We start from the raw sequence: 19,402 nt of genomic DNA, 5'->3' as shown, positions 1-19,402 counted from the left end.
AGCCCTGTCCGGGTTTGCCGGGTGGGGCTTTTTTGTGTCTGCAGGGTTTGTGGTGTTCGTGCCGGTCCCTTCGCGAGCAAGCCCGCTCCCACAGTTTGAATCGGGTTTCTTCAGTTGGAATGCGATCAAAACTGTGGGAGCGGGCTTGCTCGCGAAAGCAATTTGTCAGACGCCGGGGCGGTCCGCTGTCGGAACGCGGACTCACCCAACCAATAATTATCGACCTGTGCCGTAAGCCCTTTCCCACTGTTACCCGCTGCCTTCCACGTAACCGAATGTGTAACCGCCCGCCCCGCGACGGGGCGAAGGGAAACGCATCGCCCCGTTTTAGAGCCTTAAAAACCCCGGTGAAAAATAAGACACAACGCTGCGCTTGCCGGATTAGAAGGGTTTGCGAATAATAGGCCCGCAATTTGCAGCATAGATCGGTTCACTGTCTTTCGCTCTTGCATGAAATTGCAGGGCTGTCAATGTGCCAAAGTCGCTTTCTCTGTGCATCTGTAATTAGTTGTCGCATTGAAGAAATATCGGCTTCCGGCCTGTCGTTAGAATGCCGATCACTCGCTCATCGTGGCTGATGTTGAAATCTCCCCAGGTTTCAATGGGAAATTTCCTACCGATGCAGCAACCGATTTCCCGATTCACCCATTCGCATATTGGGCTGTCGCTCACTCTGCCGTTTTTGCCCTTTACCGATGGAGTCCCAAGATGAAGAAACTTGTGCTGCTTGGCGCCCTGGCACTGTCCGTGCTGTCGCTGAATGCCTTCGCTGACGAAAAACCTCTGAAGATCGGTATCGAAGCGGCTTACCCTCCGTTCGCCTCGAAAGCACCGGATGGCAGCATCGTCGGTTTCGACTACGACATCGGCAACGCCTTGTGCGAGCAGATGCAGGTCAAGTGCGTTTGGGTCGAGCAAGAGTTCGACGGTCTGATCCCGGCACTGAAAGTGCGCAAGATCGACGCGATCCTGTCGTCGATGTCGATCACTGAAGACCGCAAGAAGTCGGTCGACTTCACCAACAAGTACTACAACACCCCGGCACGTCTGGTGATGAAGGCCGGCACTCAGGTCAGCGAAAACCTGAGCGAGCTGAAGGGCAAGAACATCGGCGTACAACGTGGTTCGATCCACGAACGTTTCGCCCGCGAAGTCCTCGCGCCACTGGGTGCCGAGATCAAACCGTACGGCTCGCAGAACGAAATCTACCTCGACGTGGCTGCCGGTCGCCTCGACGGTACCGTGGCTGACGCCACCCTGCTGCAAGACGGCTTCCTGAACACCGACGCCGGCAAAGGCTTCGCGTTCGCAGGTCCTGCGTTCACCGACGTCAAATACTTCGGCGACGGCGTAGGCATTGCAGTGCGCAAGGGCGACGCCCTGAAAGACAAGATCAACACCGCCATCGCGGCTATTCGCGAAAACGGCAAATACAAAGCAATCCAGGACAAATACTTCGCCTTCGATATCTACGGCAAGTAACCCGTCTCTGCGACAAGTCCGAAATGGCGCAAGCAACAGGATCTCTGCGGTTTGCGCCATTTTTTCATCCCAACTTTCGAGGACCTGAATCATGTTGAAAGGCTACGGGGCTGTCATCCTCGATGGCGCATGGCTGACGCTTCAGCTCGCCTTGTCGTCCATGGCTCTGGCCATCGTTCTCGGGCTGATCGGTGTCGCGTTGCGCCTGTCGCCGGTGCGCTGGCTGGCCTGGCTGGGCGATCTGTATTCCACGGTCATTCGCGGGATTCCCGATCTGGTGCTGATCCTGCTGATCTTCTACGGCGGTCAGGATTTGCTCAACCGCGTTGCACCGTTGCTCGGCTATGACGACTACATCGATCTGAATCCGCTGGCCGCCGGTATCGGCACCCTCGGTTTCATCTTCGGTGCGTACCTGTCGGAAACCTTCCGTGGCGCGTTCATGGCGATTCCGAAGGGGCAGGCCGAAGCGGGCATGGCGTACGGCATGAGCAGTTTTCAGGTGTTCTTCCGGGTGATGGTGCCGCAGATGATTCGCCTGGCGATTCCGGGCTTCACCAACAACTGGCTGGTACTGACCAAGGCCACCGCGCTGATTTCCGTGGTCGGTCTGCAAGACATGATGTTCAAGGCCAAGCAGGCGGCAGATGCCACTCGCGAGCCTTTCACCTTCTTCCTCGCAGTGGCGGCGATGTACCTGGTCATCACCAGTGTTTCGTTGCTGATCCTGCGTCAACTTGAGAAGCGCTACTCGGTAGGCGTAAGGGCGGCTGATCTATGATCTTCGACTACAACGTCATTTGGGAGGCTCTGCCGCTGTACCTCGGCGGCCTGGTGACCACCCTCAAATTGCTCGCGCTGTCGCTGTTTTTTGGTCTGCTGGGGGCTTTGCCGCTGGGGCTGATGCGCGTCTCGAAGAACCCGGTCGTCAACGGCGCCGCGTGGCTTTACACCTACGTGATCCGTGGCACGCCGATGCTGGTTCAACTGTTCCTTATCTACTACGGTCTGGCGCAGTTCGAAGCGGTACGCGAAAGTATCTTCTGGCCATGGCTGTCCAGCGCGACGTTCTGTGCGTGCCTGGCGTTTGCGGTCAACACCAGCGCTTACACCGCGGAGATCATTGCCGGCAGCCTCAGGGCCACGCCGAACGGTGAGATCGAAGCGGCCAAGGCCATGGGCATGTCGCGCTTCAAACTGTACAAGCGCATTCTGCTGCCATCGGCCCTGCGCCGGGCGCTGCCGCAGTACAGTAACGAAGTGATCATGATGCTGCAGACCACCAGTCTGGCGTCCATCGTGACCTTGATCGACATCACCGGTGCGGCGCGTACCGTCAACGCGCAGTTCTATCTGCCGTTCGAGGCGTACATCACCGCCGGCGTGTTCTATCTGTGCCTGACGTTCATTCTGGTCAAGCTGTTCAAGCTGGCCGAGCGTCGCTGGTTGAGCTACCTGGCCCCGCGGAAGCACTGATATGGAACGCATCGATCACGTATTGCCGTGGAGCCATCTGGGCAGCGAGCGCAAGATTTCGGTGTTCCGTTTCGGACATGGCGAGCGCAAGGCCTATATTCAGGCCAGCCTGCACGCTGACGAATTGCCGGGCATGCGCACTGCCTGGGAGCTGAAAAAGCGCCTCGGCGAACTCGAAGCCCAAGGCTTGCTCAACGGTGTCATCGAACTGGTGCCGGTCGCCAACCCGTTGGGTCTCGGGCAGTTGCTGCAAGGCAATCATCAGGGCCGTTTCGAGGCCGGTAGCGGCAAGAATTTCAACCGTGATTTCGTTGAGTTGAGCGCGCCGGTTGCGGCGGCATTGGCCGACAGTCTCGGTGATGATCCGCACGCCAATGTGCGCCTGATTCGTCAGGCGATGGCCGATCATTTGGCCGCAATGCCGGAAGCGAGCAGCCAGTTGCAAGGCATGCAACGCGTGTTGCTCAGCCATGCCTGCACCGCCGATGTGGTGCTCGATCTGCATTGCGATGCCGAAGCCGCGCTGCACATGTACGCGTTGCCGCAGCACTGGCCGCAGTGGCGTTCGCTGGCCGCGCATCTGAATGTGCGCGTGGGTTTGCTCGCGGAAGATTCCGGCGGCAGCTCGTTCGATGAAGCTTGCTCGCTGCCGTGGTTGCGTCTGTCGCGGCAGTTCCCCGATGCGCAGATTCCGCTGGCGTGTCTGGCGACCACAATCGAACTTGGCGGTCAGGCCGACACCGGTCGCGCTGAGGCCGAGGCGTATGCTGAAGGCATTCTCGCGTTCCTCGCCGAGCAAGGTTTAATCACCGGCGAGTGGCCGAACCCAGCGAACGAACCGTGCGAAGGCATGCCGTTCGAGGGCACCGAATTGCTCCTGGCGCCTCACCCTGGCGTGGTGAGTTTTCTGCGCAAGCCCGGCGAATGGGTCGAGGCGGGCGATGAGATTTTTGAAGTGATTGATCCTGTGTCCGATCGGGTCAGCACGGTATGTGCTGGTACCTCCGGGGTGCTGTTTGCCATTGAACGGCTGCGTTATGCCCAACCCGGTTTCTGGCTGGCCAAGGTGGCGGGGCGCGAAGCGCTGCGTCACGGGCGCTTGCTCAACGACTGACTGACTGTTTTTGTGAGAACCGACCGCATGTACAAACTTGAAGTCCAAGACCTGCATAAACGCTATGGCAGTCACGAAGTGCTCAAGGGCGTGTCCCTGAAAGCGGCAGCCGGCGATGTGATCAGCATCATCGGCTCCAGTGGCTCCGGCAAAAGTACTTTCCTGCGCTGCATCAACCTGCTCGAGCAGCCGCACGCGGGCAAGATTCTGCTCAACAACGAAGAGCTGAAGCTGGTAGCGAACAAGGACGGCGCGCTGAAAGCCGCTGATCCGAAACAGCTGCAACGCATGCGTTCGCGCCTGTCGATGGTGTTCCAGCATTTCAACCTGTGGTCGCACATGACCGCGCTGGAAAACATCATGGAAGCGCCGGTGCATGTGCTTGGCGTATCCAAGGCCGAAGCCCGCGAGAAAGCCGAGCACTACCTGAACAAGGTCGGCGTGGCGCATCGCAAAGACGCCTTCCCTGGGCACATGTCCGGTGGCGAGCAGCAGCGTGTGGCGATTGCTCGTGCGCTGGCGATGGAGCCAGAGGTGATGCTGTTCGACGAGCCGACCTCGGCCCTCGATCCGGAACTGGTTGGCGACGTGCTGAAGGTGATGCAGGCGCTGGCTCAGGAAGGTCGCACCATGGTTGTGGTCACCCACGAAATGGGCTTTGCCCGTGAAGTGTCGAATCAACTGGTGTTCCTGCACAAAGGCGTGGTGGAAGAGAGCGGCAACCCGCGTGAAGTGCTGGTCAATCCGCAATCGGAGCGTCTGCAGCAATTCCTATCGGGCAGCCTCAAGTAATTCAGAGCTGCCGGTATGCACCGGAATAGTGCATGCTTCGCAACCTGATGGCTGGCTCCAATCCACTGTAGGAGCGTGCCGAAGGCTGCGATTTTTTGATCTGTTTTTGAGGATCAAAAGATCGCAGCCTCGTTTCACTCGTCAGCTCCTACATTGGGACAGGTATTGCAGTCCCGATAGGAGATCTGCGCCAGCCTCAAGATTTGTGTTCATTTTCGGGCTAGCATTGGCCCTTGCCTTCATCACTGTTCTTCGCTTCGGATTGCCCGCCCATGACTGCCCATCGAATTGGTTTCCTGATTTGGCCCAGCACTAAAGCGTTGACGCTGGCGCTGGCGGAGGAGGCCTTGCGTGTTGCTCAGCGTGTGCATCCGGACGTGGTTTACGAACTGTCGTTCCTGCAGGCCGAAGCCATTACCGGAGCCTCGGCCGAAGGATCCTGGCAATTGCCCGGTGAAGCCTGGACCGGCAAGCTCGAAAACTTCCAGAAACTGTTCCTGCTCGCCGATGAACCGCCGACCACTCTGGCCCCGGCACTCAGCAGTGCACTGAAGCAACTGGTACGTGCCGGCACGGTCATTGGCGGTTTGTCCGCTGGCGTTTATCCATTGGCGCAACTCGGTTTGCTCGACGGTTATCGCGCTGCCGTTCATTGGCGCTGGCAGGACGATTTCGCCGAGCGTTTCCCGAAAGTCATTGCCACCAGCCATTTGTTCGACTGGGACCGTGATCGCCTGACCGCGTGCGGTGGCATGTCCGTTCTCGACCTGTTGCTGGCGGTGCTGGCCCGCGATCATGGTGCGGAACTGGCCGGCGCAGTGTCGGAAGAACTGGTGGTCGAGCGTATCCGCGAAGGGGGCGAGCGTCAGCGCATCCCGTTGCAGAACCGTCTCGGCTCCAGCCATCCGAAGCTCACCCAAGCGGTGTTGCTGATGGAAGCCAACATCGAAGAACCGCTGACCACCGACGAAATCGCCCAGCACGTGTGCGTGTCGCGTCGACAGCTGGAGCGGATCTTCAAGCAATACCTCAACCGCGTGCCGAGCCAGTACTACCTGGAACTGCGCCTGAACAAGGCCCGGCAGATGTTGATGCAAACCAGCAAGTCGATCATCCAGATCGGCCTCTCGTGTGGCTTCTCTTCGGGGCCGCATTTCTCCAGTGCCTATCGCAACTTCTTTGGCGCCACGCCGCGGGAAGATCGCAACCAGCGGCGCAGCAGCAGCCCGTTCGAATTGTCGTCGGTGCCGCCAGAGCGCGGTTGACAGGCCTTGGTCGGCGAGCAGGTTGATCACTCGTCGATCTCGGAATCCTCCGACGTCGACACTTCGAGTTCTGCCCGGTTGATGACCACCTCCACCCCAAAGTCCACACGATAGTTCCGGAAGTAAGCGAGCAGGCGCTGCACGCTCGTTTCGGAGAACGGGTTGTTGCGCAGGTTGATCTTCTCGCCGCGTTCCGCTGGCAGTTCGAGGATATCACTGGGGACGTCAGTGATTGCGTTGTCGTTCAGTGCCGCCAGGTCCAATTGCTCAAGCTGCAGCAGGCCCGATGGCAGCGTGGTGATCCCGGTGTTGTCCAGCAGCAGCCGGGTCATTTCCGTCATCTGACTGACGTCCGGTGTTTCGCCCAAGGGGTTGTCGCTCAAGTCGAGATGATCCAGCCGATGCATCTGCGCAAGCTCGACAACGGCCTGTGGCGTGAGCGTGATGTGGCACTCCGAGAGCGACAGATGAGTCAGATCGGCCATTCGAAATACCGCGTCGGGGATGTGCTCAAGTTGGTACTGACGAAGTGTCAGGCCTTTGAGTTTGGGAAACGTCTGTAGAAATCTCTCGATGCCGGATGTCCGCCCGGGACGGCTTGTCATGTAGAGATGTGATACATGGCTGAAGTCGGCGTCGAGTTCGGGTAGCTCGCCGTTGATGGTGGAGGTCAGGTTCAAGTCATGGGTCGGCTCGTTGTCCTGATCGAAGTCATCTTCATCCATCTCCCGTTGCCAGCTCTGCTCCAGAATGCTTTTGAATTCATGCCGCGCTGCGTGCTCGCTCAGCACTTCGTCCAGGGTGAAGGGTTCACCGCTGATCGGATGGAGCGCAGGCAGATCGGTTACCCAGGTTGCCAGCCCGGAGCTCAAGCTGCTGAATTCGTGCTCTAGGCGCGCGACTTCGATTCGTCCTTCGGCCAACGTCCCGGGCAACAGGTAAAAAAACTCGCTGGCCTGCTCCTGATCCAGGTGCATGTACAAAGCTTGCACGCGTTGCAGGTCGGCCGGTTCGGCCAAAACGCCAAAGTCCTGCCGTGTCTGGTTGAAGTGGCGTTTGATTCGTTCGCGGTCGGTCACATTAATTGGATTGCCGCCAAGATCGAAACCTTCCGGCACACTGCCGGGCAGTTCGAAGAGCACTGCGGGCAATGCGTGAATCTGGTTGTCATTGAGCAAGGCGGTTCGCAATTGTGGGCGGCTCAGCAGGCCAATGGGCAATTGCTCAATGCCGGTTTCCGAGACGTCGATGTAATTCAGCTTCGGCATCTTTTCTACATTGGGTATGAGTCCGAGCGGGTTGCGGAACAGGTCGAGAGTTTTCAGCTTCGTCTGCTTGCCCAGGCTTTCCAGGCTTTGCGGTGTCAGGGTTATGCCGCAATCGGCGAGTATCAGTTCGTGCAGCTGAGGTGACTGATTGATTGCCTCCGGCAGGCTGCCGAGGCGAAAGCCGCGCAGGGCCAGTCGATGCAGATCCGTAAAGCAGCGGAGGAATTGATGCAGGCCTTGAGTGTTCTCGGCGCCCTCCATGGTCAGGTGGTCGACATGGCTGAAGTTGACTTCGAGCGCCGGCAGTTCGCCGATGATCGGTTGAGCCAGACGCAAATCAATCATTTGCTCGGAGTCCGTTGGCAGCGAGACTTGTTGTTTCCAGCAATCCAGTAAGTCGACCCGCATCTGCCGGCGCCGGTGTCGCTGAATGGCATATTGCTCGGTAGTGAGTGGGGTGCCGGTTTCGGGGTGAACAACAGGAATCGCATTCACCCAGGGATTTAGAACCTCGTCGAGTCGACCTCGCTCGATGATCAATCGGTTCAACTCCCCGCGTGGCCCGCTTGGATGGCGTTGCAAGCGCTCGACAAAAGCCTCCAGTTCTTCGGGCAACAGATGCGGCAGCAGCCGGTGAGCATGGGATTGCAAAGTCGGAGTGTTAGTGGGCATGCGTTGAAAACCGGTCGTGCCGCCGAGCAGGCGCATGACGCTCGGGTCGTAGGCGGGTTTGCGGTTCGGGTTTTGCGAGAGCAGCGCCAGCAGTTCTTCTCGGCTCAGGGGGTGTTGGCGAATCAGCAGATTGAGTTTTTCACTTTCGCCGATGCCGACGTTCAGTGCCAGGCGCTCGGCATCAGGCAAGGCTTGCAGCAGATTGAAAAGCAGGGGGCCGAGAGCGCTAAGCTGTTCGCCGGCATCGTCAAAGGGCTGATATTGCCCCAGCTCATTCAGCACCAGGACTTTGCGAGTGGTGGCATCCAGCGGCCCGATGCTGTCGATCAGGGGGCCGGTATGTGCGTAGTGTCTGACTTCCAAGCGCAAAGATTGCGACCAGCCTGGCAGCCTCGGCAGCGAGTGCAGTATCAGGCGATCGGTATCCAGATTGTTCTGCGTGGCTTTCAGCTCCAGCCCTTCCAGTGCACGAGTCGCACGCACCTGTAGGCCGATTTCGCGGGTCAGTTCGGCAAGCCGACGGGGCAATACTGTGCGCTGGAGCTGTTCGCGTTCGAGCTCGTTCGTCGTTTCCAGTATCGATTGCGCCAGTGTCTTGGGCAGGTCCGGTTCGGCATCCATCAGTACCTGAACCAGTGGGGCAGCGTTACGTTGCAGGCTGCGATATTTATCCTCGAACAGGCTTTGTCTTTTGGTTTGTGCCAGTTCGACGATCCGTCGACGCAAAGTCCGGGTGCGGCTCTCAAGCGTCGGCGGCGTGATATGGGGTTTTTCGTTCAGTAACGTTTTTGCATCGACTTCCGACAAGCGCAGCAGACAGGTCTTGAGCAGATCGCCGGCGTCGAGTCTTGAGGTATCAATCTGTAGAAGCGGCACGTCCGCCGTGGGCGTTTGCCAAAGTACCTTTCCTTTGCGACCAACCAAGTGCACACCTTTGTTGGCTGGCCAGTCGCCGCTCTCATGCAGTAGTTGCAACTGGATGGCCGGATCGGCCTGGAGGTAATCTTCCGCGCGTTCGCTACCGATTTGCTCGATGAATGTCTGAATGTCAGCGTCCAGCCGCCAGCGCAGCAGGGTGTCGGCCAGCAGAGGCGGCATCTGCCCAAGTTCGACGTGCATTTTGCGCAAGGCATTTTCCTCGCAGCCACTGATGTCCAACAGGCGCTCCTGCACACTGAGCGGCAGTTGGCGCATGTGCGGATCGCTACGGCTCAACAGCGTCTTGCGTTCCCAGTCCAGCGGCTGATCGAGTTCGGTTTGCCAGACCCCGGCCTGGTTGTGCTGGAGTCCGGGTTTATAGGCTTCGGGGCGAACGGGGTGGTCGATGCGGTATTGCGCTGACGGGCTGTCCTGGCTGACCGCGTAAAGTTTGTCTTCCAGAGCCAGCAGGGTTTTACCTTGATGAGCATGCAAACCCAGCGCATCGGGTTTTGCATCCTTGGGCAGGGAGGTGGTCTGCTCGTAAAGGTGCAGGTCGGGTTTCCAGTACCGTGAGGTGCCATTCGGCAGTTTCGCCGGGGTGAGCCGGTCAATGAACGCAACCACTGATTCCGGCAGTAGCGCGCGAAACTGGCTTGCCGCGATGACCCCGCCTGCTGCGAAAGCACCTACCTGAACGACGGATTCCACGGCGCCCATGAAGTGTTCGAATGCCTCGCGGGACGCGCCTTGCGCCCAATCGACGATGCCTTCAAAGGTTTCGTCGAGCAGTTGATAGGCGGTATACGCCAACATCAGCTCGCCGAGAAATGGCACGAATGGCAACGCGATGAAGGCGACAATGTTGAGCAGGGACGCAGCCACTTCGCTGAACGAATCCCAGAGCGCCCAGCGAGCCTGACAGTCGACCGCTGCTGTGGAGACGGCGACAACCCGTGCATCGTTGAGAATTTTGTCGAGTTTTCGTTGGTAGAGATAAACCCACAAGTTGCCTTTGATCGTTGTCGCGGCCATTTGCAGAGGCGCGCGTTCGACTGGATTCTCGCGCCAGGTGGGGCGCGGATCACCGTTGGAAACCGGTTGCCAGGTGATCGGCAGAAGGCGATTGTTCAACTGGCCGAAGAAATGCCCACGATCCTCATGATCGATGAACCGACTGAAAAAAGATTGATAGTCCGGATCTCGCAGGCGTTGTGTCAGGTGCCGGGCAAACTCGCCGGTGCTGGCGTACTCCCTGATCGGGTGTTCCGGGTCATCCGGAATGTAGGCCACGACTCTTGATGTCGTGTGCGTACCCTCGAGACCAGGAGCGAAAAGCACGATACCGGTCAGTCGGGCGTTCATGATTGTCAGCGCATGGCATTGCCAGGATTGGCGATTCAGGCGCAGATACTTCAAGCCATCGAGCAAGCCGAGAATCAGCCGATGGATATCGCCGCTCAGCAGTTTTTGCATGTAGGCCATTTGCAGCGCCGTTATCAGGGCCGCTTTGTCACTGGCTTTGACATTGGTTTGCAGGAGCGCTGCGACTACGGGATTGCTGATGCCGAGGTTGTCTTCCAGATAGCTTTTGTAGCGCTGGCCGATGTCCAGATCACGGCACAGTTTCGTAAAGGCCGGGATAGGCATTTTTTCGCGAATCTTTGGCAACGCGCTGAACTGTCCCTCGGGTGTAGGGCGGCTGATATAGGCGGAGGTGGTTTCGAAGGCGTCGACCGTGGTTTCGCGGCTTTCAAAGTTATGCAGTGCGGCGTCCACCAAGGCGACCGTCCAGGTGCGCGCGGCGCCCGACTTGAGCCCAGGCAACGGCGCATGCGCAGGGACGTAAAGGCGCATGAAGATTTGCCTGACATCGAGGTTCAGCCCGAAACGTTTTTCTATCTCGGCGCCTAGCAGTAGTTCGGCGAAGGACTGGGCATCCAGCAGGCGTGCGAGGTTTTGCTCGACGCGGTTTTGCGCAGCCCACTGCAATGCATTGAGCGCGCGCAATTTCTCATGCTCTTTGCGTGGCGCTTGCAGGAGCGGGGCGGAAAGCTCTGGCGTGGTTTTTTTCAGCGCATCGCGCCTGTGGGTCGGCGCCTGGCTGAGCCACGGCGCAATGGCATCGAGCAGAGGTTGATAGTGCCCGTCGGGCTTGGGCAGCAAGGCTGAGTCGGATGGCGATGCGTGGAGGGCTGGATTTTCATCAATCATGGGAGCGGCCGTTTGCCTTGGAAAGTTCCATAGCAAACCCTGTGAAACGCATTGATGTGCGGTACATATATACCGCACAACGAAAAACACTCTTGAGTAAGATCTCCAGCAGTCCTGCGCAAACAGCGGCGTGCGGTTTAAACTGCGCCTTTGCGACGCTATATGTCGCATTGCCGTAAACCCGGGAAAATCCGGGGTTTGCGTTATAAGAAGTTGTCGCTTGGCGGCAAGGCCGGGCTGAAAACTGTCCTTACAATCCCCCCATCGCTCGCCAGTTTCAGGCGGGTGTTTCTCATCAGGAGACTCCGATGTCCGTTGAGCACGCTGCGGTACAACGCGCCGATTTCGACCAGGTAATGGTTCCCAACTACGCGCCTGCCGCTTTCATTCCGGTGCGTGGCGCCGGTTCCCGTGTCTGGGATCAGGCCGGCCGCGAGCTGATCGACTTCGCCGGCGGGATTGCCGTTAACGTATTGGGCCATGCGCATCCGGCGCTGGTCGGTGCATTGACCGAACAGGCGAACAAGCTGTGGCACGTGTCCAACGTGTTCACCAACGAACCAGCTCTGCGCCTGGCGCACAAGCTGATCGACGCCACGTTCGCTGAGCGCGTGTTCTTCTGCAACTCCGGCGCTGAAGCCAACGAGGCCGCGTTCAAGCTGGCCCGTCGTGTTGCATTCGACCGTTTCGGCACTGAGAAGTACGAAATCATCGCTGCGCTGAACAGCTTCCACGGCCGTACCCTGTTCACCGTCAACGTCGGTGGCCAGTCGAAGTACTCCGACGGTTTCGGTCCGAAAATCACCGGCATCACCCACGTCCCTTACAACGACCTGGCTGCATTGAAGGCAGCGGTTTCCGACAAGACCTGTGCGGTCGTGCTGGAACCGATCCAGGGCGAAGGTGGCGTACTGCCGGCCGAACTGGCTTATCTGCAAGGTGCCCGCGAACTCTGCGACGCGAACAACGCGCTGCTGGTGTTCGACGAAGTGCAAACCGGCATGGGCCGCAGCGGCAAGCTGTTTGCCTATCAGCATTACGGCGTGACCCCGGACATCCTCACCAGTGCCAAGAGCCTGGGCGGTGGTTTCCCGATCGCAGCCATGTTGACGACTGAAGCGCTGGCCAAACATCTGGTCGTCGGTACCCACGGCACCACTTATGGCGGTAACCCGCTGGCGTGCGCGGTCGCCGAAGCCGTGATCGACGTGATCAACACCCCTGAAGTGCTGAACGGCGTGAATGCCAAGCACGACAAGTTCAAGGCGCGCCTTGAGCAGATCGGCGAGAAGTACGGCCTGTTCACACAGGTGCGAGGCCTCGGTCTGTTGATCGGTTGCGTGCTCAGCGATGCCTGGAAAGGCAAAGCCAAAGACATCTTCAACGCCGCTGAAAAAGAAGGCCTGATGATTCTGCAGGCCGGCCCGGACGTGATTCGTTTCGCCCCGAGCCTGGTGGTGGAAGACGCCGATATCGATGCTGGCCTGGATCGTTTCGAGCGCGCTGCGGCAGCACTGACGCAAGCCTGATAGACCCTTCGACGCCTGGAGTTTTTCAGGCGCCGATCAAAATTTTATGCCGGACCCGATCAACTGTAGGAGTGAGCCTGCTCGCGATTGCGTTGTGTCAGTCGACTCATTGGTTTCTGACAGACCGCAATCGCGAGCAGGCTCACTCCTATATTGATCTCTGTGTAGGCCTGGTTATTTTTTTCTGTAAGTACTGAGATTAAGGAGTGACACCATGCTGGTGATGCGCCCTGCGCAAATGGCTGATCTGGGCGAGGTACAGCGTCTGGCTGCGGACAGCCCGATTGGTGTCACGTCCTTGCCGGATGACGTGGAACGTCTGAGCGACAAAATCGCCGCGAGCGAAGCTTCGTTCTCCGCCGAAGTGAGTTTTAACGGTGAAGAAAGCTATTTCTTCGTCCTCGAAGATTCCACCACCGGCAAACTGGTCGGCTGCTCGGCGATTGTCGCTTCGGCCGGCTATTCGGAGCCGTTCTACAGCTTCCGCAACGAGACTTTCGTGCACGCCTCGCGCGAGCTGAAGATCCACAACAAGATCCACGTGCTTTCGCAATGCCACGACCTGACCGGCAACAGTTTGCTGACCAGTTTCTACGTGCAGCGCGAGCTGGTTGGTTCGCCGTGGTCGGAGCTCAATTCCCGTGGCCGTCTGCTGTTCGTCGCCAGCCACCCTGAGCGGTTCGCTGATTCGGTGGTCACCGAGATCGTCGGTTACAGCGATGAAAACGGCGACTCGCCATTCTGGGATGCGATCGGTCGCAACTTCTTTGATCTCAACTACGCCGAAGCCGAGCGCCTGTGCGGGCTGAAAAGCCGTACGTTCCTCGCCGAGCTGATGCCGCATTACCCGATCTACGTGCCGTTGCTGCCGGACTCCGCTCAAGAGGCGATGGGCCAGGTGCACCCGCGTGCGCAGATCACCTTCGACATCCTGATGCGCGAAGGCTTCGAGACCGATCACTACATCGACATTTTCGACGGTGGCCCGACCCTGCATGCACGTGTTTCGGGGATCCGCTCGATCGCCCAGAGCCGTGTGGTGCCAGTGAAGATCGGCGAGCCGGTCAAAGGTGCCGGGCGCCAGTATCTGGTGGCCAACGCGCAGTTGCAGGATTACCGAGCGGTGCTGCTGGAGCTGGATTACGCGCCGGGCAAGCCGGTGACTCTGGATCTGGAAGCAGCCGAAGCCCTGGGCGTCGGTGAAGGTGCCAGCGTGCGCCTGGTGGCGGTTTAACGCCTTAGCGAGTTTCACGGGTGGCGAAGGCGGCCCGTTTGAGGAGATAGCATGATTGTTCGTCCCGTACGCAGCAGCGATTTATCCGCTCTGATCGACCTGGCCCGCAGCACCGGCACTGGCCTCACGACTTTGCCGGCCAACGAAGAACGTCTGGCCCATCGGGTTGGCTGGGCCGAGAAGACCTTTCGCGGCGAAGCTGGCCGTGGCGATGCGGACTACCTGTTCGTGCTCGAAGACGATGACGGTCGCGTGGTGGGGATTTCCGCCATCGCGGGTGCCGTTGGCATGCGTGAACCCTGGTACAACTTCCGTGTTGGTCTGACTGTCAGTGCTTCGCAAGAACTGAACATCTATCGCGAAATTCCGACACTGTTTCTGGCCAACGACCTGACCGGTAATTCCGAGCTGTGCTCGCTGTTCCTGCACGCCGATTATCGCAGTGGCCTCAACGGTCGCATGCTGTCGAAGGCGCGGATGCTGTTCATCGCCGAATTCCCTGAGTTGTTCGGCAACAAGATCATCGCCGAAATGCGCGGTGTCTCCGATGACGCCGGCCGTTCGCCGTTCTGGGAAAGCCTCGGTCGTCACTTCTTCAAGATGGAATTCAGTCAGGCCGATTACCTCACCGGTGTCGGTAACAAGGCGTTCATCGCCGAGCTGATGCCGAAGTTCCCGCTGTACACCTGCTTCTTGTCCGAAGATGCCCGTAACGTCATTGGTCAGGTTCATCCGGACACCGAGCCGGCATTGGCGATGCTCAAGGGCGAAGGCTTCAGCTATCAGGGGTACGTCGACATCTTCGACGCCGGCCCGGCCATCGAATGCGAAACCGGCAAGATCCGCGCAGTGCGTGACAGCGAAGCACTGGTGCTGGCTGTGGGTACGCCGGGCGATGACGCCACGCCGTTCATCATCCATAACCGCAAGCGCGAAGACTGCCGCATCACCGCTGCGCCGGCGCGTCTCGCTGCCGGCACGCTGGTGGTCGATCCGCAGACCGCCAAACGTCTTCAACTCAACGCTGGCGATCAAGTGCGCGCCGTGGCGTTGTCCGCTGCACGGGAGTCGAAATAATGAATTCGCTATACATCGCAGGTGAGTGGCTAGCCGGTCAGGGCGAAGCCTTTCAATCGCTGAACCCGGTGACCCAGCAAGTGCTGTGGTCGGGGGAGGGCGCTACCACCGCCCAGGTTGAATCGGCTGTGCAGGCTGCACGTCAGGCGTTTCCGGGCTGGGCGCGTCGTTCGCTGGAAGAGCGCATTGGTGTGCTTGAGGCATTCGCCGCCGCATTGAAGAACCATGCCGACGAACTGGCTCGCACCATCGGTGAAGAGACCGGCAAACCGCTGTGGGAATCGGCGACGGAAGTGACCAGCATGGTCAACAAGATCGCGATCTCGGTGCAGAGCTACCGCGAGCGTACCGGCGAAAAGAGCGGCCCGTTGGGCGACGCCACTGCCGTGTTGCGCCACAAGCCACACGGTGTGGTGGCGGTATTCGGCCCTTACAATTTCCCAGGGCACTTGCCGAACGGTCATATCGTTCCAGCGCTGCTGGCGGGTAACAGTGTGTTGTTCAAGCCAAGCGAGTTGACCCCGAAAGTCGCCGAGCTGACGGTTAAGTGCTGGATCGAAGCCGGTCTGCCGGCCGGTGTCCTGAACCTGCTGCAAGGCGCTCGCGAAACCGGCATTGCGCTGGCAGCGAATCCGGGCATCGACGGTCTGTTCTTCACCGGTTCGAGTCGCACCGGCAACCATCTGCACCAGCAATTCGCCGGGCGTCCGGACAAGATTCTGGCGCTGGAGATGGGCGGCAACAATCCGCTGGTGGTCGATCAGGTCGCGGATCTGGATGCAGCGGTTTACACGATCATTCAGTCGGCGTTCATCTCTGCCGGTCAGCGTTGCACCTGTGCACGTCGTCTGCTGGTACCGCAAGGCGCGTGGGGCGACAGCCTGCTCAAGCGTCTGGTTGAAGTCAGCTCGACTATTGAAGTCGGTGCGTTCGATCAACAACCGGCGCCGTTCATGGGTTCGGTGATTTCCCTCGGCGCGGCGAAAGCGCTGATGGACGCTCAAGAACATCTGCTGGCCAACGGCGCTGTGTCGCTGCTGGAAATGACTCAGCCACAGGCGCAAGCCGCGCTGTTGACGCCGGGCATTGTTGATGTGACCGCCGTTGCCGAGCGTCCGGACGAAGAACTGTTCGGCCCGTTGCTGCAAGTTATTCGCTACACCGATTTTGAAGCGGCGATCGCCGAAGCCAATGACACCGCTTACGGCTTGGCTGCTGGTCTGTTGTCGGATTCCGAAGCGCGTTATCAGCAGTTCTGGCTGGAAAGCCGCGCCGGTATCGTCAACTGGAACAAACAGCTGACCGGTGCTGCGAGTAGCGCGCCGTTTGGTGGTGTCGGTGCCTCGGGCAACCATCGCGCCAGCGCCTATTACGCGGCGGATTATTGCGCGTACCCGGTAGCGTCGCTGGAAACGCCGAGCCTGGTGTTGCCATCGGCCCTCACGCCAGGCGTGAAGATGGCGTGATGCCCTTTCGCGAGCAGGCTCGCTCCCACAAGGAAATGCATTCCAATGTGGGAGCGAGCCTGCTCGCGATAGCCGCGCCTCGGTCTTACCTAATTGTTACTCGATGCCTATAACAACAGATTCTCGTGGAGCCTCGCTGATGAAATCCTATGAAGTCAATTTTGACGGTCTAGTGGGGCCGACCCATAACTACGGTGGTCTGTCCTACGGCAACGTTGCCTCCCAGAGCAACAGCCAGCAATCCTCGAATCCGAAGGAAGCGGCGCTGCAAGGCCTGGCGAAGATGAAAGCGCTGATGGAAATGGGCTTTCAGCAAGGCGTGCTGGCACCGCAGGAACGTCCGGACGTGGCAGCTTTGCGCCGTCTGGGTTTCAGTGGCACTGATGCGCAAGTCATCGAGCGCGCCGCCAAAGAAGCCATGCCGCTGCTGGTTGCCAGTTGCTCGGCGTCGAGCATGTGGGTGGCCAACGCGGCCACGGTCAGCCCGAGTGCCGACACCGCTGATGGCCGCGTGCATTTCACCGCCGCCAACCTCAACTGCAAATATCACCGCAGCATCGAGCACCCGACCACCAGCCGCGTGCTGGGTGCGATGTTCGCCAATCAGCAGCACTTCGCCCATCACGCCGCATTGCCGGCAGTGGCGCAGTTCGGCGACGAAGGTGCGGCCAACCACACGCGTTTCTGTCGTGAATATGGTGAGGCCGGCGTCGAGTTTTTCGTGTTCGGTCGCAGCGCGTTCGACAATCGTTTCCCGGCGCCGCAAAAGTACCCGGCACGGCAGACCCTCGAAGCCTCGCAAGCCGTCGCGCGTCTGCACGGTCTGCGTGACGAAGGCGTGGTCTACGCCCAGCAAAATCCGAACGTGATCGATCAAGGCGTGTTCCACAACGACGTGATCGCCGTGGGCAATGGCGAGGTGCTGTTCTATCACGAGGACGCGTTCCTTGAGACCGAGCAGATGCTGGCCGAGCTGCAAGGAAAACTCGCCAAGGTTGGCGGCAACTTCCAGTCGGTGTGTGTGCCGCGCTCGGCAGTTACCGTGGATGACGCGGTTCGTTCCTATCTGTTCAACAGCCAGTTGCTGTCGCGCCCTGATGGCTCGATGTTGCTGATCGTGCCGCAAGAGTGCCAGGCCAACGAGCGTGTCTGGGCTTACCTGCAAAGCCTGACCAACTCCGGCGGTCTGATTCGTGAAGTGAAAGTCTTCGATCTCAAGCAGAGCATGCAGAACGGCGGCGGCCCGGCCTGCCTGCGACTGCGCGTCGCGCTTAACGAAACTGAACTGGCGGCGGTCAACCCAGGGGTTATCATGACCGCACCGTTGTACGGTTCGTTGACCGCATGGGTTGAAAAGCACTACCGCGACCGCCTGAGCGAAACCGATCTGGCGGATCCGCAATTGCTGCTTGAATGCCGGACGGCACTGGATGAACTGACGCAAATCCTTAAACTGGGCGCGGTTTATCCATTCCAGATCAATTGATGGCCGGCGCGTCGCCTGAACGCGGCGCGCGGCTTGTCTCCCCCAAGAGAGTAAAAACATGAGCGATTCCCTGCAGCTGATCCTTGAAGACACCGACGGCACGCAACTGCAAACCTCGTGCACCCGCGTCGCGGTCATGTGGCAAGGCAAGGAGCTGTGGATCCAGCAGGACGGCCGTGGCCAGTTGCTGATCGGCGTGGACGTTGAAGAAGGTGATGCCGAGTACGCCAACCTGCTGCTGCGCCCATTGGCGACTAATCTGGTAAGTCTGCAACTGGAAATGGAACCGGCTGACGTCGGCGACGACGAAGACCACGTGCACGGCCCGGATTGCAACCACGATCACTAAGGAAACCGCTCTATGCTCGCCCTCGGCAAACTGCTTGAACTGACCCTCGCCGGCCGCGAACCGGCGGAGAAGACTCAACTGACTGTCGAAGGCGTGCGGATGCGCTGGTTGAGCGAAGGTGCGCTGGAAGTCCGGCCACCGCAAGCGCGCGACAATGGCCTGGACCTGCTGCTGTCGGCAGGGATTCATGGCAACGAAACAGCGCCGATCGAGTTGCTTGATCGGCTGCTGCATGACATCGCTCGCGGCGATCTGAAGCCGCGCGCACGCATTCTGTTTCTGTTCGGCAACCCGGAAGCGATTCGCAAAGGCGAGCGCTTCGTCGAGCAGGACGTCAATCGGCTGTTCAACGGCCGTCATGAACAAAGCAGTGGCAGCGAAGCGCTGCGTGCCTGTGAGCTGGAGCGTCTGGCGGCGAGTTTCTTCAGCCTGCCGGATCGTCAGCGCCTGCACTACGACTTGCACACGGCGATTCGCGGTTCGAAGATCGAACAGTTCGCTTTGTATCCATGGAAGGAAGGTCGTCAGCATTCGCGTCTTGAGCTGGCCCGTTTGCGCGCCGCCGGGATGGAAGCGGTGCTGTTGCAGAACAAGCCGTCAATCGTGTTCAGTTCCTACACCTACGACAAGCTCGGTGCCGAGGCTTTCACGCTGGAGCTGGGCAAGGCGCGGCCGTTCGGGCAGAACGACGGCGTAAACGTCTCGCTGCTGGAAACCCGTCTGAAGCAGATCATCGAAGGTACGGAGCCAGAGATGGCTGAGGAAGGCCTGGACGGTCTCCAGCTGTTCAGCGTCGCGCGAGAAATCATCAAGCACAGCGATGCCTTTCGCTTGAACCTGCCGCAGGACATCGAGAACTTTTCCGAGTTGGAGCTGGGTTACGTGCTGGCCGAAGATCTGGCCAATACCCGCTGGATCATTGAGGAAGAGGGCGCGCGGATCATCTTCCCCAATCCGAAGGTCAAGAACGGCTTGCGCGCGGGCATTCTGATCGTCCCGACCGGCGATGCAAACCTCGCCTGACCCCATCCCGAGGTCGCCATAAAACCATTGTGGGAGC

The 19,402-nt window shown here is 59.3% G+C and carries 14 protein-coding genes; 13 read left to right on the top strand and 1 reads right to left on the bottom strand.

Going from position 1 to position 19,402, the window contains the following annotated elements; translation table 11 throughout:
• Window positions 1-708: 708 nt before the first annotated feature.
• From C2E19_RS22455 to argR, 6 genes are all read left to right on the top strand, one after another.
• Window positions 709-1,482, top strand: coding sequence for an ABC transporter substrate-binding protein (locus C2E19_RS22455; protein WP_129395125.1), 774 nt, complete (start codon window positions 709-711; stop codon window positions 1,480-1,482).
• A gap of 91 nt (window positions 1,483-1,573) precedes the next feature.
• Window positions 1,574-2,263, top strand: coding sequence for an ABC transporter permease (locus C2E19_RS22450; RefSeq protein ID WP_103304062.1), 690 nt, complete (start codon window positions 1,574-1,576; stop codon window positions 2,261-2,263).
• Window positions 2,260-2,958, top strand: coding sequence for an ABC transporter permease (locus C2E19_RS22445; RefSeq protein WP_129395124.1), 699 nt, complete (start codon window positions 2,260-2,262; stop codon window positions 2,956-2,958). Before C2E19_RS22450 ends, C2E19_RS22445 begins: the two co-directional genes overlap by 4 nt.
• Window position 2,959: 1 nt before the next feature.
• Entirely contained in the window at window positions 2,960-4,072 is a 1,113-nt protein-coding gene (locus tag C2E19_RS22440) for a M14 family metallopeptidase (protein ID WP_129395123.1), read from the top strand.
• Between the two features lie 27 nt (window positions 4,073-4,099).
• Window positions 4,100-4,864, top strand: a complete 765-nt coding sequence (locus tag C2E19_RS22435; protein WP_003227281.1) for an ABC transporter ATP-binding protein — start codon at window positions 4,100-4,102, stop codon at window positions 4,862-4,864.
• A 272-nt stretch (window positions 4,865-5,136) separates the two neighbouring features.
• Window positions 5,137-6,129, top strand: a complete 993-nt coding sequence (gene argR / locus C2E19_RS22430; protein WP_164979446.1) for a transcriptional regulator ArgR — start codon at window positions 5,137-5,139, stop codon at window positions 6,127-6,129.
• 26 nt (window positions 6,130-6,155) lie between these two features.
• On the opposite strand, the gene C2E19_RS22425 is transcribed toward argR, so the two are convergent.
• Window positions 6,156-11,291, bottom strand: a complete 5,136-nt coding sequence (locus C2E19_RS22425; protein WP_256661236.1) for a dermonecrotic toxin domain-containing protein — start codon at window positions 11,289-11,291, stop codon at window positions 6,156-6,158.
• Window positions 11,292-11,509: 218 nt separating this feature from the next.
• On the opposite strand from C2E19_RS22425, the gene C2E19_RS22420 reads away from it, so the two are divergent.
• The 7 genes from C2E19_RS22420 to astE all read left to right on the top strand — a co-directional run bounded on the left by C2E19_RS22420 (window position 11,510) and on the right by astE (window position 19,365).
• Window positions 11,510-12,730 (top strand): aspartate aminotransferase family protein, encoded by a 1,221-nt coding sequence (locus C2E19_RS22420; protein WP_008077923.1) that lies wholly within the window; start codon window positions 11,510-11,512, stop codon window positions 12,728-12,730.
• Between the two features lie 214 nt (window positions 12,731-12,944).
• Window positions 12,945-13,964, top strand: coding sequence for an arginine/ornithine succinyltransferase subunit alpha (aruF, locus tag C2E19_RS22415; RefSeq protein ID WP_129395121.1), 1,020 nt, complete (start codon window positions 12,945-12,947; stop codon window positions 13,962-13,964).
• A 51-nt stretch (window positions 13,965-14,015) separates the two neighbouring features.
• Window positions 14,016-15,041, top strand: coding sequence for an arginine N-succinyltransferase (gene astA, locus C2E19_RS22410; RefSeq protein ID WP_129395120.1), 1,026 nt, complete (start codon window positions 14,016-14,018; stop codon window positions 15,039-15,041).
• Window positions 15,038-16,507 (top strand): succinylglutamate-semialdehyde dehydrogenase, encoded by a 1,470-nt coding sequence (gene astD, locus C2E19_RS22405; RefSeq protein WP_164979479.1) that lies wholly within the window; start codon window positions 15,038-15,040, stop codon window positions 16,505-16,507. The genes astA and astD overlap by 4 nt, the downstream gene beginning before the upstream one ends.
• 139 nt (window positions 16,508-16,646) lie before the next feature.
• Window positions 16,647-17,993 carry an N-succinylarginine dihydrolase gene (gene astB / locus C2E19_RS22400; RefSeq protein WP_129395118.1) on the top strand — a complete coding sequence of 449 codons (1,347 nt, stop codon included), beginning with the start codon at window positions 16,647-16,649 and terminating at the stop codon, window positions 17,991-17,993.
• A 58-nt stretch (window positions 17,994-18,051) separates the two neighbouring features.
• Complete coding sequence (locus C2E19_RS22395) at window positions 18,052-18,342, top strand: hypothetical protein (RefSeq protein ID WP_016983958.1); 291 nt, start codon at window positions 18,052-18,054, stop codon at window positions 18,340-18,342.
• A gap of 12 nt (window positions 18,343-18,354) precedes the next feature.
• Entirely contained in the window at window positions 18,355-19,365 is a 1,011-nt protein-coding gene (gene astE / locus C2E19_RS22390; RefSeq protein ID WP_129395117.1) for a succinylglutamate desuccinylase, read from the top strand.
• Window positions 19,366-19,402 lie beyond the last annotated feature (37 nt).

The organism is Pseudomonas sp. DTU12.3, from assembly GCF_004124275.1.
In the GTDB taxonomy this organism is placed as follows: Bacteria; Pseudomonadota; Gammaproteobacteria; order Pseudomonadales; family Pseudomonadaceae; genus Aquipseudomonas; species Aquipseudomonas helmanticensis.
The sequence above is the reverse complement of the archived record's forward strand: the minus strand, read 5'-3'. Positions and strand labels throughout refer to the sequence as shown.

Bases quoted from the DNA above. Each gene is read 5' to 3' on its own strand.
- C2E19_RS22455 (WP_129395125.1), top strand. From the start codon at position 709: ATGAAGAAACTTGTGCTGCTTGGCGCCCTGGCACTGTCCGTGCTGTCG.
- C2E19_RS22450 (WP_103304062.1), top strand. From the start codon at position 1,574: ATGTTGAAAGGCTACGGGGCTGTCATCCTCGATGGCGCATGGCTGACG.
- C2E19_RS22445 (WP_129395124.1), top strand. From the start codon at position 2,260: ATGATCTTCGACTACAACGTCATTTGGGAGGCTCTGCCGCTGTACCTC.
- C2E19_RS22440 (WP_129395123.1), top strand. From the start codon at position 2,960: ATGGAACGCATCGATCACGTATTGCCGTGGAGCCATCTGGGCAGCGAG.
- C2E19_RS22435 (WP_003227281.1), top strand. From the start codon at position 4,100: ATGTACAAACTTGAAGTCCAAGACCTGCATAAACGCTATGGCAGTCAC.
- argR (WP_164979446.1), top strand. From the start codon at position 5,137: ATGACTGCCCATCGAATTGGTTTCCTGATTTGGCCCAGCACTAAAGCG.
- C2E19_RS22420 (WP_008077923.1), top strand. From the start codon at position 11,510: ATGTCCGTTGAGCACGCTGCGGTACAACGCGCCGATTTCGACCAGGTA.
- aruF (WP_129395121.1), top strand. From the start codon at position 12,945: ATGCTGGTGATGCGCCCTGCGCAAATGGCTGATCTGGGCGAGGTACAG.
- astA (WP_129395120.1), top strand. From the start codon at position 14,016: ATGATTGTTCGTCCCGTACGCAGCAGCGATTTATCCGCTCTGATCGAC.
- astB (WP_129395118.1), top strand. From the start codon at position 16,647: ATGAAATCCTATGAAGTCAATTTTGACGGTCTAGTGGGGCCGACCCAT.
- C2E19_RS22395 (WP_016983958.1), top strand. From the start codon at position 18,052: ATGAGCGATTCCCTGCAGCTGATCCTTGAAGACACCGACGGCACGCAA.
- astE (WP_129395117.1), top strand. From the start codon at position 18,355: ATGCTCGCCCTCGGCAAACTGCTTGAACTGACCCTCGCCGGCCGCGAA.